The 17,048-nt window shown below is 61.7% G+C and carries 11 protein-coding genes; 5 read left to right on the top strand and 6 right to left on the bottom strand.

Annotation, left to right across the window (positions count from 1 at the left end; translation table 11 throughout):
* Nucleotides 1-2: 2 nt before the first annotated feature.
* Complete coding sequence (locus AC2S2E_RS00580; RefSeq protein ID WP_486523356.1) at nt 3-593, bottom strand: TetR/AcrR family transcriptional regulator; 591 nt, start codon at nt 591-593, stop codon at nt 3-5.
* Nucleotides 594-727: 134 nt separating this feature from the next.
* Here AC2S2E_RS00580 and AC2S2E_RS00575 point away from each other — a divergent pair, with 134 nt between their 5' ends.
* From AC2S2E_RS00575 to AC2S2E_RS00560, 4 genes are all read left to right on the top strand, one after another.
* Complete coding sequence (locus AC2S2E_RS00575) at nt 728-1,474, top strand: electron transfer flavoprotein subunit beta/FixA family protein (RefSeq protein ID WP_486523355.1); 747 nt, start codon at nt 728-730, stop codon at nt 1,472-1,474.
* A gap of 1 nt (nt 1,475) precedes the next feature.
* Entirely contained in the window at nt 1,476-2,405 is a 930-nt protein-coding gene (locus AC2S2E_RS00570; protein ID WP_486523354.1) for an electron transfer flavoprotein subunit alpha/FixB family protein, read from the top strand.
* A gap of 3 nt (nt 2,406-2,408) precedes the next feature.
* Nucleotides 2,409-4,055: an electron transfer flavoprotein-ubiquinone oxidoreductase gene (locus tag AC2S2E_RS00565; protein ID WP_486523353.1), complete on the top strand. Its 1,647-nt coding sequence runs from the start codon at nt 2,409-2,411 to the stop codon at nt 4,053-4,055.
* Nucleotides 4,056-4,322: 267 nt separating this feature from the next.
* On the top strand, nt 4,323-5,294 hold the full coding sequence (locus tag AC2S2E_RS00560; RefSeq protein ID WP_486523352.1) for an NAD(P)H-dependent flavin oxidoreductase: 972 nt from the start codon (nt 4,323-4,325) through the stop codon (nt 5,292-5,294).
* Between the two features lie 63 nt (nt 5,295-5,357).
* On the opposite strand, the gene AC2S2E_RS00555 is transcribed toward AC2S2E_RS00560, so the two are convergent.
* From AC2S2E_RS00555 to AC2S2E_RS00535, 5 genes are all read right to left on the bottom strand, one after another.
* Nucleotides 5,358-6,839 (bottom strand): glycoside hydrolase family 30 protein, encoded by a 1,482-nt coding sequence (locus AC2S2E_RS00555; protein ID WP_486523351.1) that lies wholly within the window; start codon nt 6,837-6,839, stop codon nt 5,358-5,360.
* Complete coding sequence (locus AC2S2E_RS00550) at nt 6,832-8,295, bottom strand: DUF1593 domain-containing protein (protein WP_486523350.1); 1,464 nt, start codon at nt 8,293-8,295, stop codon at nt 6,832-6,834. The genes AC2S2E_RS00555 and AC2S2E_RS00550 overlap by 8 nt, the downstream gene beginning before the upstream one ends.
* Nucleotides 8,296-8,387: 92 nt before the next feature.
* On the bottom strand, nt 8,388-9,962 hold the full coding sequence (locus AC2S2E_RS00545; RefSeq protein WP_486523348.1) for an alpha-N-arabinofuranosidase: 1,575 nt from the start codon (nt 9,960-9,962) through the stop codon (nt 8,388-8,390).
* A gap of 5 nt (nt 9,963-9,967) precedes the next feature.
* Nucleotides 9,968-12,193: a beta-glucosidase family protein gene (locus tag AC2S2E_RS00540; protein WP_486523347.1), complete on the bottom strand. Its 2,226-nt coding sequence runs from the start codon at nt 12,191-12,193 to the stop codon at nt 9,968-9,970.
* A 101-nt stretch (nt 12,194-12,294) separates the two neighbouring features.
* Complete coding sequence (locus AC2S2E_RS00535; RefSeq protein WP_476105421.1) at nt 12,295-14,568, bottom strand: TonB-dependent receptor; 2,274 nt, start codon at nt 14,566-14,568, stop codon at nt 12,295-12,297.
* A gap of 322 nt (nt 14,569-14,890) precedes the next feature.
* Between AC2S2E_RS00535 and AC2S2E_RS00530 the strand changes: the two genes are divergently transcribed.
* On the top strand, nt 14,891-17,026 hold the full coding sequence (locus AC2S2E_RS00530; RefSeq protein ID WP_486523346.1) for a beta-galactosidase: 2,136 nt from the start codon (nt 14,891-14,893) through the stop codon (nt 17,024-17,026).
* Nucleotides 17,027-17,048: the final 22 nt, after the last annotated feature.

The following is a 17,048-nucleotide window of genomic DNA, read 5'->3' as shown; positions in this document are numbered from 1 at the left end:
CCTTACTTGCTCGCCCGCATGATGGCGGCAATCTGACGCCCGATCTCGGCCGGTGAAAGTCGGCCGGGGCGATACCATTCCATCGTGTTGTTCAACATGGTGAGCAGCGCGTTGCGATAGATCGAGCGGTCGATGTGGGGCGGCAGGTCAAGCTGGGCAATGATCCCGGCAAAGGCCGTTTCAAACGCATCGCGCTTTTCCACCAACATGCGCCGCAGCGCCTCGGGCGCATTGCGGAAATCATTCATCAGCGGCGTGGTCAGAGATTGCGGATCCAGCTGGATTTCCAGCATCGTCACGCAGGCCGCCTCCAGCTTGTCCCATGGATCATCGATGGGCTCGATCACCTCTTCTATCCTGGCAAGTGCCTGATCAAGCGCATGATTGTGCAGCTCGGCAAAGAGAGCGTCCTTGGATTTGACGTGATGATAGAGCGATCCGCCCAACACGCCCGCCTCGACGCCAATGTCGCGCATCGATGTACCGGCATAACCTTTGGCCGCAAAAAGACGTGCCGCAATTTCAAGAATTTGCCCGCGCCGATGGCCACCTTGTTCGGTGGTCGGACGTTTGCCTGACGTGCCCTTGGTCATACGCGGACCTTTCGGTTAAGCAGGAGCAAATTGTGAGTCCTTGTTTGACTGTAACAGATGTTTGGTATAGGCCTTGATCAAAGGCCATGCAAGCGTCACGAGAATCGACGCTCAAAAGGTAAGGGTGAGTAGCGATGAAGCTTTTGGTGCCGATCAAGCGCGTGCTTGACTACAACGTGAAGCCTCGTGTGAAGGCGGATGGTTCGGGCGTTGATTTGAGCAACGTCAAGATGAGCATGAACCCGTTTGACGAAATCGCGGTCGAAGAAGCGGTTCGCCTGAAGGAGCGGGGCGTGGCGAGCGAGGTCGTGGTGGTCTCGATCGGTCCGGCCAAGGCGCAGGAAACGCTGCGTTCGGCGCTGGCGATGGGCGGTGACCGGGCGATTTTGGTCAGCACGGAGGACAATGTCGAACCTCTGGCGGTGGCCAAGATTCTGGCCAAGATCGTGGCGGAGGAAAACCCCGGCCTGGTGGTTCTGGGCAAGCAGGCGATTGACGATGACAGCAACCAGGTGGGCCAGATGCTGGCCGCGCTGACGGGGCGCCCGCAGGGGACGTTTGCGTCGAAGGTTGAGGTCGAGGGCGACGCGGTGCTGGTGACGCGCGAGGTTGATGGCGGGCTGGAGACGGTGAAGCTGGCGCTGCCCGCGATTGTGACGACCGACCTGCGTTTGAACGAGCCGCGCTATGCCAGCCTGCCCAACATCATGAAGGCGAAGTCGAAGAAGCTCGAAACCAAGTCGCCCGCCGATTACGGCGTGGATACGGCGCCGCGTCTGAACGTGCTCAAGGTCTCCGAACCGGCGGTGCGCAGCGCGGGCGTGAAGGTGGCCGATGTCGATGCGCTGGTGGGCAAGCTTAAAGAACTGGGAGTAGCATAAGATGGGCGTTCTGGTTTGGGCTGAACATGACAATGCGGCCTTGAAGGATGCAACCCTCTCGGCGGTGAGCGCCGCTGCGAAGCTGGGCGAAGTGCATGTGCTGGTCGCCGGTTCGGGCGTTGGCGGCGTGGCCGAAGCGGCAGCCAAGGTCGCGGGCGTGGCCAAGGTTCTGGTGGGCGACGATGCGGCCTATGAACATGGTTTGGCCGAAAATGTTGCGCCGCTGGTGGTGGGGCTGATGGGCGGCTATGACGCCTTTGTCGCGCCCGCCACGACCACGGGCAAGAACATCGCCCCGCGCGTGGCGGCTCTGCTCGATGTGGCGCAGATCTCGGACATCCTGAGCGTCGAAGGCCCCAAGACCTTCACCCGCCCGATCTATGCGGGCAATGCGATTGCCACGGTGGAATCCTTGGACGCCAAGCTGGTGATCACCGCGCGCGGTACCGCCTTTGCCAAGGCCGATGCGAGCGGCGGCAGCGCGGTAATCGAAACCGTCGCCACCACCGGCGATGCTGGCCTGTCCAGCTTTGTCGGTGCCGAATTGGCCAAGAGCGAACGCCCCGAACTGACCAGCGCCAAGGTGATTGTCTCGGGCGGGCGGGCGCTCAAGGATGCCGAGACCTTTGCCGCCACCATCTTCCCGCTGGCCGACAAGCTGGGCGCGGCGGTGGGCGCATCGCGCGCGGCGGTTGATGCCGGATATGTGCCCAACGATTATCAGGTGGGCCAGACCGGCAAGATCGTCGCCCCCGAAGTCTATGTCGCGGTCGGCATCAGCGGCGCGATCCAGCACTTGGCCGGCATGAAGGACAGCAAGACCATCATCGCCATCAACAAGGACGAAGACGCGCCGATCTTTCAGGTGGCCGACATCGGGCTGGTCGCGGACCTGTTCAACGCCGTGCCTGAATTGACGGGGAAGCTGTAAGCCATGAGCGACATCCAGCGCGATACGATGCCCTATGATGTGGTGGTGGTGGGCGGAGGGCCTGCGGGCCTTGGCGCGGCCATCCGGATCAAGCAGTTGAATGCGGATCTGAGCGTCTGCGTGCTGGAGAAAGGGTCCGAGATCGGGGCGCATATTCTGTCGGGCGCGGTGGTTGATCCGCGCGCGATGGATGAATTGCTGCCCGATTGGCGGACCGATGGTTGCCCGCTGGCGGAAGTGCCGGTGACGGACAATTGGCATTGGGTGCTGACCAAAGGTGGCAAGTACTCAGTGCCCCACGCGTTGATGCCGCCGTTCATGAGCAACGACGGCAATTACACCGTCAGCCTTGGCAATCTGTGCCGCTGGCTGGGGGGCAAGGCCGAGGAACTGGGGGTGGAGATCTTCCCCGGCTTCCCGGCGGCGGAACTGCTCTATGACGGCGACCGGCTCATCGGCGTGCAGACCGGCGACATGGGCGTCGACCACGAGGGCCAGCCCAAGGGTGATTACCAGCCGGGCATGAACCTGACGGCGAAATATACCATTCTGGCCGAGGGTGCGCGCGGGCATCTGACCAAGCGGGTGAAGGCCAAGTTCGACCTTGAACGCGATTGTCAGCCGCAGGTTTACGGCCTTGGCATCAAGGAATTGTGGGACATTGACCCCGCCAAGCACGTTCCGGGCCGCGTGCTGCATACGCAGGGCTGGCCGCTGAGCGAGAGCGATAGCTGGGGCGGCGGCTTCCTCTATCATCAGGCGGGCGGACAGGTCGCGCTGGGGTTTGTCACGGCGCTGGATTACAAAAACCCGCATGTGTCTCCCTATGAGGAATTCCAGCGCTGGAAACAGCACCCGGACATTCGCGCGATCCTCGAAGGGGGTAAGCGGGTCAGCTATGGCGCGCGGGTGATCAACGAGGGCGGGTGGCAATCGGTGCCGCATCTGGCCTTCCCCGGCGGGGTGCTGGCCGGGTGCAGCGCGGGCTTTGTCAACGTGCCGCGCATCAAGGGCAGCCATACCGCCATGAAGAGCGGCATGCTGGCCGCCGAGGCGATTGTCACCGCCATCGCCGGAGGCGAGGAAGGCACGCAGCTTGACAGCTATGAAGCTGCCTTGCGCGAAAGCTGGATCGCCGATGAGTTGAAACTGGTGCAGAACGCCCAGCCCTTGGTGGCCAAGTTCGGCGGAGCGCTGGGCACGGTGCTGGCGGGCGCGGATATGTGGGCGCGATACCTGCGGGTGTACCCGTTCGGTGCCATGGCTCACCACAGCGACGCCGAGGCGACGGGCCGGGCGGATCTGTACCAGCCCATCGCCTATCCCAAGGCGGACGGGGTCATCTCGTTTGACCGCCTCACCAACGTCTCCTTCTCCTTCACCAACCATGAGGAGGACCAGCCGTGCCATTTGCGCCTCACCGACCCGACCGTGCCGGTGGCGGTCAACCTGCGCCAGTTCGCAGGACCGGAAGCGCGCTATTGCCCCGCAGGCGTGTATGAGTTCGTGGGGGATGGCGCGGACACCCGCCTTCAGATCAACGCCCAGAACTGCGTCCACTGCAAAACCTGCGACATCAAGGATCCCACCCAGAACATCACATGGATCGCGCCCGAAGGCGGTGGCGGGCCCAATTATCCGAACATGTGAAGAAGGATAGGTGCGAGGGTCTGGACCCTCGCGCTCCCGTTACTGTCTGCGTTGTGCATTACCTCGGCCAAGGTTCACGGTACGCAGTCTTGACCATTAAAAAGCCTGCGGCGCGGCGAACTTATACCTATCCGCGCCGCAGGCCTTTAAACCATAACCATAACGCCGGCCAACCTCCCACCACCCCAAAACGGGATTGCAAAGGGCCCCCGCCCTTTGCCCGCCGGAGGCAAAACCCAAAAAACCACAACAACGAGAGGACCACCCATGCAAACCCGCATCACGCAAATGCTAGGCATCGAGCACCCCATCGTTCAGGGCGGCATGATGTGGGTGGGCACGGCCGATATGGCCAGCGCTGTGTCGAACGCGGGCGGGCTGGGGATCATCACCGCGCTGACCTGTCCCACGCCCGATGCGTTGCGGGCCGAGATCGAGCGGTGCCGCCGCCTGACCGACAGGCCGTTCGGGGTGAACCTGACGCTGCTGCCCTCGCTCAACCCGCCGCCCTATGCCGATTATCGCCGCGCGATTATCGAGAGCGGGATCAAGATCGTTGAAACCGCCGGCCACAACCCGCGTGAGCATGTCGAGGACTTCAAGAGCCACGGCATCACCGTTCTGCACAAATGCACCGCCGTGCGCCACGCGCTGTCCGCCGAACGGATGGGGGCCGACATCATCAGCATCGACGGCTTTGAATGCGCGGGGCATCCGGGCGAGGATGACATCCCCGGCCTGATCCTGATCCCGGCGGCGGCGGACAAGGTGCGTGTGCCCTTGCTGGCCAGCGGCGGATTTGGCGATGGGCGCGGGCTGGTGGCGGCCCTTGCGCTGGGGGCTGAGGGCATCAACATGGGCACGCGTTTCTGCGCCACGGTCGAGGCGCCGATCCACCCGGACATCAAGCGCATGCTGGTCGAGGGAGATGAGCGGGCGACCCAGCTTATCTTTCGCAGTTTTCGCAACACCGCCCGCGTGGCGAAAAACGCCATCTCGCAGGCCGTCGTTGAGGCAGAAGCCCGCGGCGAACCCTTTGAAACCATCGCCCCGCTGGTCAAAGGCGCGCGTGGCCGCGAAGGGTTGAACACCGGCGACATGAACCATGGCGTTGTCACCGCTGGGCAGGTCATGGGGCTGATCCACGACATCCCGACATGCCAGCAATTGATCCAGCGTATCGTCACCGAGGCCGAGGGGATCATCAAGGGGCGGCTTGGCTCTTGCCTGTCCGTATAATGTCTGGCCATGCCTGCGCGGTTGGATCACCCGGCGCGGGCATGGCCAATATCAATCCGGTTCTCAGGCCAAAGCGCTGGCGGGCAGAACAATCGTGTTGAGCGAATCCGCCGCCAGTTCCAGCGTCAGCGCCTTTGCGCCCAGCGCATAACGCACCTTCTGCTTTTGCCCCATCGCATTGTTGGCGATCAGCACCACGCTGCCATCGGGATTACGGAAGGCGATATTGTCGTCAAAGCCAAGGAAGCTGTCGACCGGCAGGACCTTGGCCCCCGGTTTCACATAAGACGATAGGTGACGCATCAGCCAGTAATCGGGCGTAAGACGCCATGATTTGGTGGCCGGATCAACCACGATCAGGCTGTTCTGCGGCCAACCCCAGGGCGAGAGGCCCCCGGTCGGCAGGACCGCGTTCCAGTAATCCCACGCGCCCGCGCCAAATTCGATATAGCGTCGCAGGTTCGCCCAGCCATAGCGGGCATAGTGCCAGTCATTGGTCGAGGTGCCGCATTCCCATTCGGTGCCCCAGATTTCCATATTCGGATATTGCCGCGCAATCTGCGGCAGGGCGCGTTTGCCGTCCCATTGCACGCCCACGCCCTTGATGACGGCGGCGGCTTTCGGGTCGGACATTACGGCGTCCAGCATCTCGACCTTGCCGCGCTCCAGCGTGCCGAAGAATACGCGCGCGCCCACCTTGTCCATCTCGCGGCCAAGGAAGGGCAGGAAGCGTGCCAGACCAGCAGGCGTCCATGTGCAGGAGGAATAGGGCTGGGCCGAGTTGAATTCGTTTTGGGGCATGACCGTACCGATGGTGATGCCCGCCTTGGCGTAATCTTCGACATAGCGGCGGAAATAGCGCGCATAGGCGTCGAAATAGCGGTCTTCCTGAATGAAGGCGTCCTCGCCCTCCTTGCCCGTCTGATCGTCGCGGATGCCGGTTTCGGGCGTGCCGGGCCAAGGTTTGGCCATGGCGTAAAAACCATTCTTTTTCATCCAACTGGGCGGGCTCCACGGGCTGGCCCAGAGTTTGAGGTCGGGGTTAAAGCCTTGCGCTGCCTTGATATAGGGGATCAGCGTTTGTCGGTCATTGGCGGTCGAAAAGCTCTTGAGATCGAAATCACCCGGCGTTTCGTCATAGGAATACCACCGCCGAGCAAAATCATTGGCCCCCACCGGCGTGCGGCACAGGGTAAAGGCGGCCTGATCGGGGGCAAACATTGCGGCCATGGCCGATTGGCGATCGGCGGGCGACAGATGCGACAGCGCGACCCAGCCCAGTTCGTTGAAACAGGCGCCAAAGCCCGCCACCGTCTGGCGCGGATTGGCCAGATTGACCGTGGCGTCGGTGCCGAACAGGCTGGCCCTGCTGACCTCGCTCAGGGGCGGGACGGTCTGCTTTTGCCATGGGGCGTCGGCCTGTGTCGCAAACCACAGGGCGCCGGGCAGGGCGGGCGTTTCGGCCGCGCGGGCGGCGACAGGCGCGACAGCCCCGGCCCCGATCAGGCCCAGCGCGGCGCGGCGGGAAACGGAAAGATCAGTCATTATCGGACACCTCGATCAGAATGCGGCGATAGCGGGTCAGCGCGGGCGTGCCATTGTCGGTGACGGCCAGAATTACGTGGGCAGTGCGCGCCGACGGACATTTCAATTGCGGCAGGTCCAGCCAGCTTTTGGCGCAGCGTGCGGCAATTTTGACCGTGGCGCGCGCGGCGTCGCCGTGGGTGATTTCAAGGGCGGGGTTGGGGCCTTTGCCGTCAAATCCGGCCTCGTCATAGGCAAACCAGCGATAGGTCAGCTTGTTGCCATCGGGATCACGGCCGGCCGAGGCGTCCAGCGTCAGGCTTTGGCCGGTCTTCGCCTTGATGGCGATGGGGGCCAGTCCGGCCTGTCCATTGACGATGGGTTGGGGGGCATGATTGGCCTTGGCATAGGGCTGGATGGTCCAGTCCATACGGGCGGCAAAATCATTCTGGAATGCCTCACGCCAGCGCCAGATGGTCGCCTGATCGCTGGTATGGCCATCGACCGTGTCGGCGCTGGTGGTGCGCATGAAGGCGTCGCCGCCCTGCGTCCAGATCTTGCGGCTCTCGCCCACCGACTGGCGCAGCAGATAGCGCCCGCCCCAGCCGCCCCAGTCGGGCTTGTCCTGAGCATCCAGGCCATTGGGAATAAGGCCGAGGAAAGAGGGCGTGTCGCCTTCCATGATGAACATGTGGTGCGGATAGGCCGCGCCCAGCGGGCCTTTCGACCGGATGTTTTTATCCAGCCATGCGTTGGAAACGGGCGTGAAATTCGCGCCCGCGCCATTGCGATAATATTGGTCGCCCGAAATGCCGGTCCATGTGGCACCGGCATATTCCGCGCCATCCTGTGACGAAGGCGTGCCGATCCAGAACAGGCCGGGATAGGTGCGGCGCAGCGGCGCGCCCGCATCGTCCTGATCGCTGATCGCATAGACGCGCAGGCGGGCGATCAACGCGTCAAATTCCGCCGCCGCCATGGTCTTTTTCGCATGGCCCAGCGCTTCGGCCAGAGTGTTGCCGCCGCCCCACAGACCCACCCAGAGCGGGCGCGGGTCGGGCCGCTGCGCCGCCGCGATCAAGGCCAAGGCGGCGGGCGAGGGGTGGTCCACATCAACCGCCGCCATGCCATATCCGGCGCGGCCCGCATAAACCTTTGCGGCCATCGCCTCGTCCGTGGGATAGGCCGGGTCGTGCAGGCGCAGATTGCCCGCCACCTTGGCATAGGCGTCGATGACCTTGTGCATGATTTCGGGGCTGACCTTCTCGCGCTGCCACACCGATGTGGTGGCACCAAGCCCCTCGATATCGATCTCGTTGGCATAGAGCAGCAGGCGGACCAGCGACATCTGATCGTCCGGCTCGTTGCCAATGTCGGACAGGACGAAAAGGCGCTGATGGGGCGTATCCGGCGCAGCCTGAACCAGCGGGGCGGCACCCAGCAACAGGGCTGCGCAAAGCAGAGGCTTAACGGGCATCACTCTGTCCTTTGTTATGGACCCCGCTTTGGATCGTTCCACAGCGGGGCCTAGGCTCTATGGCCCATTGATAGCGTTATCAATTGCAGGGATTAGCCGTCAATTTTGACCACGACAACCGATTTTGCCGGAATATCCAGCCACAATTTGCCGCCGCTGATCCGCCCGCCATTAAAGGGTGCCGGGGCAATCTCTTCCTTCTGTCCCGGCGTATTATGCGCGTCCAGCTTGGCCGCCGTCAGCACTTGTCCCGAAACCTTCGTCCCCTTCAAGGTGCCAAGGTCGAGCGAGAGTTTATAGCCCTTGTCCTTGTCGGCATTGGCGACAGCGACATAGGTTTTGCCGTCCTTTGCCCGCGCCGCGCTGACGGTAAAGGCGGGGAAGGATCCGCTTTCAGCCTTTAACATGGGGGCGGGGGCGTTGACCGGGATAAAGGTCGCGTCCTGAAAGGGCATATACATGGCAAAGGTGTAATAGGTCGGCGTCTTGGCCAATTTATCGCCATCGGTCAGCAGCATGGCCTGAAGCACATTCACCGCCTGGGCAATGTTGGCCATCCGCACCCGGTCGGCATGGACGTGGAAGATGTTGAGCGTGATCCCCGCCACCAGCGCGTCGCGCAATGTGTTCTGTTGATACAGGTGCCCCGGTTCCGTGCCCGGTTCGGGGCGATACCACGTGCCCCATTCGTCAACGAACAGGCCGATCCGCTTTTTCGGGTCCACCTTGTCCATCACCGCCTCATGCCCGCGCAACACTTCGTCCATGCGCGAGGCCTGATAGAGGATCTCGTTCCAGTGGCTGACGGGAAAACCGGTGGCCATGGCGGTGTCGCGTTGCGCCCAGTCGCCATGCCACACGGTGTAGTAATGCAGCGAGATGGCATCCATCTGCTGACCTGCATTGTTCAGGACGACTTCCATCCATTTGGTGTCGTCATTGTTCGGACCCGATGCGACCCGGAGAGCCGAATTGTCATTATGCATATGGAAAGTTGAGCCGTTCTTGTGAAAGAAGGTTGCAAATTTCCGATAGTCATTTGCGAAATATTCCGGAGTCTGCGCACCGCCACAGCCCCAAGCCTCGTTGCCGATGCCGACGAAATCCACCTTGAAAGGGGCGGCATGGCCATTGGCGCGGCGTTCCTGCGCCAGCGTGTCCTCGCCCTTGGACGTCAGATAATCCATCCAGTCGCGCATGACGGCGGGCGTGGCCGTGGCCATGTTGATCGCGACATAGGTGTCGGTGCCCAACTGCTCGGCAAAGTCGAAAAACTCGTGCGTGCCAAAGGCGTTGGTTTCCAATCCGCCCCACCAGTCATTCTTGCGCACCGGACGCCGCGCCGCCGGACCAATGCCGTCGCGCCAGTTGTAGATGTCGGCAAAGCATCCGCCCGGCCAGCGCACCACCGGCGCCTTGATGGCTTTCAAGGCATCGACCACATCGCGGCGGATGCCGCGCGTGTTTGGGATCGCGCTGTCCGGCCCGACCCAGATACCGTCATAAATATCGCGGCCCAGATGTTCGGCAAATTGCCCCTGAATGTGGCGCGAGATGATGGGGCCGGGCTGGTCGGCCCGGATCGCCCCATTGATCGTGTCCTGCGCGGTGGCAGGCGTTGCAAGGGCCACCGCCGCGGTGGCCATCAGCGAAGCGATCCGGCGCATTCCCCTTACTCCTTCCAGCTCTTGGCGGGCAGGCTGATGCTCACCTTCTCGCCCAGATTTTCCGCATTGCGGCCCAGCGCAAAGCTATAGGCGCCCTTTGGCGTGGTCCACATCCCGTCCTTCCAATCGGCCAGCAGGCGCGGGTCGATGGTCAGCGTGACGGGCTTGGATTCCCCGGCTTTCAACGAGACGCGGGCAAAGCCGACAAGGCGCTGCTTCACTTCACCATTGCGCGTGGTCAGGTAAAGCTGGGCCACTTCGTCGCCATCACGCGTGCCGGTGTTCTTGACGGTAAAGGTCGCGGTCAGGCCCTTGAGCGACAGGCCGGTGGTCTGGAACGTGGTGTAGGACAGGCCATAGCCGAAGGGGAACAGGGCCTTTTGCCCCTTGCGCGCGAACCAGCGATAGCCCACGTCTGAGCCTTCGATGTCATAATCGGCATGAAGCTGGTCGCTGCCCGAGGTGGGGTCACCGGCAAAGTTGGGCTCAACCCAATCGCTGCCGTCCAGCTTGGGACGGGGCAGCTGCTCGGTGCTGGCCGGGAAGGTGAGAGGCAGGCGGCCGCCGGGGTTGGTTTCGCCGAACAGCACGCTGGCGATGGCTTCGCCGCCGCGCGCGCCGGGATACCATGCCTCGACCACGGCCTTGACCTTGGACAGCCAGGGCATGACCACCGGCCCGCCGGTTTCCAGCACGACAATGGTGTTGGGGTTGGCCGCCGCCACCGCGGCGATCAGCTCATCCTGACCGTTGGGCAGGTGCAGGTCGGGCACGTCCAGACCTTCGGTCGTGTATTGCGTGACAAAGATCACCGCGACTTGCGATTGCTTGGCTTTTTCCACCGCATCGGTGATGTAACGGCCATCGCGGAACGTCACATTCGCTTGCGGGGCCTGCGCCTTGATCGCCTTCAACGGGCTGGAGCGGTGATAGTTCTGACCAATCAGGCCGGCCCAGACGCCGTCGCCCATCAGGGGGATGGTCACGGCCGCCCCGCCTTCGCCTTGTACCTGCGACGAACCGCCGCCCGACAGCACGCCGCCGTCGGCATAGCCGCCGATGACCGCAATCGACTTGGCCGTCTTCATCAAAGGCAGCAAACCGCCTTCGTTCTTGAGCAGCACGATGCCCTGCTTGGCGGCGTCTTCGGCCACCTTGGCATTGGTGGCGAAATCGATCTTGCCGCCGGGGTTGGCGGGGAATTTGTCCACGCCCGCCGCATAGATTGCGGTCAGAACGCGCCGGTTCATGTCATCGACGCGCGCGGCCCACTTGGGGTCGGCCTTGGCCTTGGCGGCCAGTTGGTCGGTGAAGAACACGCCCTTGTCGAGCTGTTCGCCCGATTGCTGGTCAAGGCCGTTGATCGCCGCTTCGACGCCCGGCACCGCGCCCCAGTCGGACATGACAAAGCCCTTCCAGCCCCAGTCCTTCTTCAGCACCTTGTTCAGCAGGAAATCGTTCGAGCAGGCATTGTGCCCGCCCACGCGGTTATAGGCGCACATCACCGAGAGGGGCTGGCCCTGTTCGATGCCGATCTTGAAGGCCAGCAGGTCGGATTCCTTGGCAGCGGCTTCGCTGATCTTGATGTCGACATATTTGCGGCCGGTTTCCTGACCGTTCAGAGCAAAATGCTTGATCGTCGAAATGATGTGGTTCGACTGGATGCCGCGGATCGCCGCGCCCACCAGCACGCCCGAAAGCAGCGGATCTTCGGACAGATATTCAAACGTGCGCCCGTTGCGCGGATCGCGCATCAGGTTGACGCCGCCTGCCAGCAGGACGTTGAAACCCTTGGCACGGGCCTCGCCGCCGATCATCGCGCCGCCCTTGTACAGGATGTCCGGGTTCCACGTCGCGGCCTGAAGCACGCCCGAGGGAAGCGCGGTCGCGCCATCCTTGCGCAGGCCCATCACATAGGACACGCCCAGCGACGCGTCGGTTTCCTTGAGCGCAGGCACACCAAGGCGCTCAATGCCCGCCACATAACCGGCACCCGGCACCGCATCGGCCGGAATCTTCGTCGTGCCAATGCCCAGATCCATCGGCATGATGCCATGGGTCAGGATGGTCTTTTCTTCCGTCTTCATCGCCTGGACGGTGGCGGCGGCGCGCGCATCAGCCTTGGTCACATCCTGCGCCGTGGGCGCTTGGGCAAAAGCGGGCTGGGCCGAAATGGCCAAAGCCATCACGCTGAGCGAAGTCCAGAGCTTGGGGGTGCTGATCACTGTCATCCTCGTTTCGTCGGTAGGCAAATTTTTTGGGGGCAGACATGACAAAGGCGGGTGTGGCCTAAGACCACACCCGCCCTCCCTCATGACTTTTGAAGTCTCACTTAGAACTTCACACCAGCGCGAACGCCATAGGTGCGGGGTTCTTCCATGGTCACGCTGGGCGTGTTGCCGGCGACGGCATTGGCCACAGTGATCACGTTTTCCAGATTCTTGGCATAGCCCTGAATGTACCAGCGATCATGCGGCGCCTTGTAGGTTAGCGTGATGTCGGTCTTGGTGTAGCTGGGCATGCGGAACTGATACAGCATGTTCAGGTCGGAGATGTAATATTCCGAGGACAGCTGGGTACGGACACCGGCTTCGACATGGGCGTCATTGGCCAGATCAAAGTTGCGGGTATAACCCACCGTCGCCGTCCACTTGGGGGCGTGGTCCAACTGCTTGCCGGCGAAATTCACGCTCTGGCCCGACGAGTTCGTGGGCGAGAAGCTGGAATAACGCGCGTTGGTATAGTTGCCCGCGATCGTGAACGTATCGTCCGGCGTCGGCTTCAACGTGGTTTCGGTTTCGATACCGTCGATCTTGGCGGTGCCTGCGTTCTGGATCAACGTCTGGAGCACGCGGGCGCCCGTCGTCGGATCGGTCAGCGTGGCCGCCTGCGACAGCTGCAGGTTGCTGTAATCATAGTGGAAGGCCGAAGCGTTGAAGCGGACCTTGCCGTCGGCGAACTTGAACTTCACGCCGCCTTCATAGGCGGTGAGCTGTTCAGGACGATAGTACAGCGTGCTGGCCGACAGGGCGCAACCCAGACCCGACCCGGTGACGCAGCCATCGTTGAAACCACCGGCCTTGTAACCGGTCGAAACGTTGAAATAGGCCAGACCCAGACCCGGAACGTCATAGTCCAGACCAACCTTCCACGTCACCTTTTCAAAGGTGGCCGAGGCGATGTTCTGGTTGAGCGTGCAGGTGGTGCCCACGCACTGCGAACCGAACGAAGAAGGCACCGAAGCCTGATTGGGGAAGTACAGCACCGTCGAACCGTTACGCGACTTGAAGTCATTCGTGTAACGCACGCCGCCGGTCAGGTGCAGGTTCGACTGGATATCATAGGTCAACTGGGCAAAGCCGGCCTTCGAACGCGACACCGTGGGGCCTTGCGGGAAGGCATAGCCCGAAGCGCCGGGGTAAACCATCGAGGAAAGCGGGTTGCCCAGCGTGTAGTTCAGATAAGACTTTTCTTCAAAGTAATAGCCGCCAGCCTGACCGTGCAGCTTGTTGCCCTTGCCAAAGGCAATGCGCAGTTCCTGCGAATTCTGGTGATAGCGGCCCCAGAAAGTGGCCGGGTTTTCCAGAACGCCAAGGAACAGCAGATCCTGCGTGAAGTCCTGCTTGGATTCGCGGTACGAACCCAGATAGGTCACATCGATCGTGTCGGTCAGAGCATAGGTGAAGTCACCCATCACGCCCTTGGTCGTGTTCCACTTATAGCTCGAATACTGCTGAGCATAGCCCAGAGCGCGATAAGCATTGGCGCTCTTGCCGGCGATGAACAGGGGGTTCACGCCCACGGTGCCGGTGTTGGTGTAGAAATTGCTGAGCGGCACAACGTTGGTCATCGAACCGCGCTGGCTCGACCAGTCACCGCGCACGACGAACTTCAGGCGGCCGATATCGCCACCAAACGACAGGCGCGTCGAGAAGATCTTGCGATAGGGGTTGATCGGATAATTCGTGTTGTTGGCCGTTTCCAGAACGTTGCTGTCCTGACGGTCATAGTTGGCGGCCAGACGGATGCCCAGCGAGTCGCCGATCGGCGCGTTGATCATGCCGGTATAGTTCTGGCTGTTCAGATTGCCGACCTTGGCGTCGAACGAACCTTCCCACTTGGCCTTGGGGCGGGCCGACTGAACGTTGACAACGCCCGCGGTCGTGTTGCGGCCATAAAGCGTGCCCTGCGGACCGCGCAGCACTTCGACCTGCGCCACGTCAAAGAAGGCGCCCTTTTGATCCTGCGGACGGGCGATATAGATGCCGTCCAGCAGGAACGCAGCCGAGGGGTCACCCTTTTCGGTGCCGTCGGTGCTGGTCACGCCGCGGATGGCGATGCGCACGCCGTCACCGCTTTCGGTAATGGCAAGGTTGGGGGCGACCTGGGCCAGCGAACGCGGGTCGGTGACACCGGCCGAACGCAGGCTGTCGCCGGTCACGGCGGTCATCGCGACGGGGGTCTTGGAGAGCAGCGTGCTCTGGCGGGTTGCAGTCACGACGATGTCGCCCGAATTGGCGGCGGGGGCATCGGCGGTCTGTGCGAAGGCGGTCGTTGCGGACAGGGCAAGGGCAACGGCAGCGCCGCCCATCAGATACGACTTCATGAAATTCCTCTCTTTTAATCCGGCAAAAGATTTGCGGGGCAACGCTCGTTGGGTTGCCGTCGTCTTTGGCTGGGTGTCGGTTGGCGCGCTATGTCAGCGCTGTCAACAAGTGGGTCATAAAGTCCTACCAAATGACACGCGTTTTTTGCGTATTTGCGCAGGGATGTTGCGTAAATGGCACAGGCTATCCTGTCATTCCGTTCAGAAATGGCGGATTTTGGCCGTTCATTGATCCGACTCAAAGATCGATACGAGTCTCTGGCCAAGCAGGCGTTCACGCGCTAGGTTTGTATTAGTTGATCAAAATATCGGGGGAGCCGAAATGGCGCGCTTTGGAAAGTCCACTCTGGCATCGCTGTGTGTCGGAGCGATTGCGCTGATATTGCAAGGAAACGCCGTGGCGCAAACCGCGCCAAAGAGCAAGGATCATGCGGTTTTGCCCGATCGTATCCTGTTTGGTGCGGCCTATTATGATGAATATGCTCCGACTGATCGACTCGCCGAAGATGTCGCCTTGATGAAGGCGGCCAATATCAGCGTGGTGCGAATTGCCGAATCGACATGGGGCACGATGGAAACCGCGCCCGGCGTGTTCGACTTTCACCATATCGACCGCACTTTGGCCGCGATGCACAAGGCCGGGATCAAGGTGATCATCGGCACGCCCACCTATGCCGTACCGACATGGCTGGCGCGTCAGCATCCCGATGTCCTGGCCATTACGGCGCAGGGGCCTTACACCTATGGCCGCCGTCAGAACATGGACATCACCAACCCCGAATTCCGCAAGGCGGCAGAGCGCGCGATTGTCGCGCTGATCGACCATGTAAAGGATAATCCCGCCGTCATCGGTTATCAGCTCGACAATGAAACCAAAGCCTATGGCACCAGCGGCCCCAATGTGCAGGCCGCCTTTGTCGAGCATATGAAGCAGAAGTTTGGTGGCAATCTCGATGCGCTGAACAAGGCTTACGGTCTCAACTACTGGTCGAACCGCATCAACCGCTGGGAGGATTTTCCCTCGGTCAACGGCTCGATCAACGCCAGCCTGAACGCCGCCTTTGCCGAATTCCAGCGCTCGCTGGTCAATGAATATCTTGGCTGGCAGGCTGGATTGGTCCGCGCCCATGCTCGGCCCGATCAGTTCCTGACCCAGAATTTCGACTATGAATGGCGCGGCTATTCCTATGGCATCCAGCCGGACGTGAACCACTGGCAGGCGGCGCGGGCCCTCGATGTGGCGGGTGTCGACATTTATCACCCCGGACAGGACAAGCTGACCGGCACGGAAATCGCGCTGGGTGGCGATCTGGCGCGATCGATCAAGAATGGTCAGAATTACCTCGTGCTGGAAACCACCGCGCAGGGGTTCCCCGAATGGACGCCCTATCCGGGGCAATTGCGGCTTCAGGCCTTCAGCCATCTGGCATCGGGCGCCAATATGCTGGAATATTGGCATTGGGGCACGACGGCCAACGCAATCGAAACCTATTGGCGCGGACTTCTGTCTCAGGATTTCAAGCCTAACCCCACCTATCGCGAGGCCGCCACGATTGGCGCGGATCTGGCGCGGCTTGGCCCCAAACTGGTCAATATGACCAAGGCGAACAAGGTGGCGATCTATGTCAGCAACCGGGCGTTGACGGGGTTTGAATCGTTCAAGCCCAAGGGTGAAAACGGCGCTGTCGGCTATAATGATGTGGTGCGCGGCTATTACGATGCGCTCTATCGCATGAATGTCGAGGTGGATTTCATCACGCCCGATTCCACCACGCCTTTGTCCAATTACAAATTCGTCGTCGTCCCCGCGCTTTATTCGGCCAGCGATGCCGAGATCGACAAGCTGAATGATTACGCCAAGGCGGGCGGCCATCTGCTCTATACGTTCAAGAGCGGCTTTTCCGACGAGAACGTGACCGTGCGCTATGCCGACCAACCCGGCCGCATCGCGCAGGCCGCCGGTATCCGTTATCAGCAATTTGCCGCGCCGGTTGGCGTTACGCTGGACGGCGACCCGTTCCATGTGGGCGAGGCGGCCAACAAGGTGCGCTGGTGGATGGAATTCGTCGAACCCACAACCGCGCAGGTCGTGGCGCGCTACAAACATCCCTCATGGCCCAGCTATGCCGCGATCACGCGCAACAATTGGGGCAAGGGGCAGGTGACCTATGTCGGCTTCATGCCCAGCGACGAGACGCTTTCGGCGCTGCTCAAGCAGGAAGTGGCGCAGGTCGGCGCGCAAAATCCCGAAGGGCTTGAATATCCGCTGGTCCTGCGTCAGGGCGTGCTGAACAACGGGCACAAGGTTCGCTATGTGTTGAATTATTCACCCAACAGCGTGTCCTATACCGTCCCTGTCGCATCGGGCGAATTGCTGTCCCAGCGGAAACTGGCTGCGGGTCAGAAGCTTGATCTGGGCGCATGGGGCGTGGGCATTCTGGAGGAGGATGCGCGTTGAACTTGACGGATGGGCGCGCGTA

Source organism: Novosphingobium sp. 550D (assembly GCF_057401885.1).
Note: the sequence above shows the minus strand (reverse complement) of the source record. Positions and strands in the feature narration are given on the sequence as shown.

What these genes read in the sequence shown, in the direction of transcription:
- AC2S2E_RS00580 (WP_486523356.1), bottom strand. Translation starts at nt 593, where the DNA reads ATGACCAAGGGCACGTCAGGCAAACGTCCGACCACCGAACAAGGTGGC.
- AC2S2E_RS00575 (WP_486523355.1), top strand. Translation starts at nt 728, where the DNA reads ATGAAGCTTTTGGTGCCGATCAAGCGCGTGCTTGACTACAACGTGAAG.
- AC2S2E_RS00545 (WP_486523348.1), bottom strand. Translation starts at nt 9,962, where the DNA reads ATGCGCCGGATCGCTTCGCTGATGGCCACCGCGGCGGTGGCCCTTGCA.
- AC2S2E_RS00570 (WP_486523354.1), top strand. Translation starts at nt 1,476, where the DNA reads ATGGGCGTTCTGGTTTGGGCTGAACATGACAATGCGGCCTTGAAGGAT.
- AC2S2E_RS00530 (WP_486523346.1), top strand. Translation starts at nt 14,891, where the DNA reads ATGGCGCGCTTTGGAAAGTCCACTCTGGCATCGCTGTGTGTCGGAGCG.
- AC2S2E_RS00555 (WP_486523351.1), bottom strand. Translation starts at nt 6,839, where the DNA reads ATGACTGATCTTTCCGTTTCCCGCCGCGCCGCGCTGGGCCTGATCGGG.
- AC2S2E_RS00540 (WP_486523347.1), bottom strand. Translation starts at nt 12,193, where the DNA reads ATGACAGTGATCAGCACCCCCAAGCTCTGGACTTCGCTCAGCGTGATG.
- AC2S2E_RS00535 (WP_476105421.1), bottom strand. Translation starts at nt 14,568, where the DNA reads ATGAAGTCGTATCTGATGGGCGGCGCTGCCGTTGCCCTTGCCCTGTCC.
- AC2S2E_RS00550 (WP_486523350.1), bottom strand. Translation starts at nt 8,295, where the DNA reads ATGCCCGTTAAGCCTCTGCTTTGCGCAGCCCTGTTGCTGGGTGCCGCC.
- AC2S2E_RS00565 (WP_486523353.1), top strand. Translation starts at nt 2,409, where the DNA reads ATGAGCGACATCCAGCGCGATACGATGCCCTATGATGTGGTGGTGGTG.
- AC2S2E_RS00560 (WP_486523352.1), top strand. Translation starts at nt 4,323, where the DNA reads ATGCAAACCCGCATCACGCAAATGCTAGGCATCGAGCACCCCATCGTT.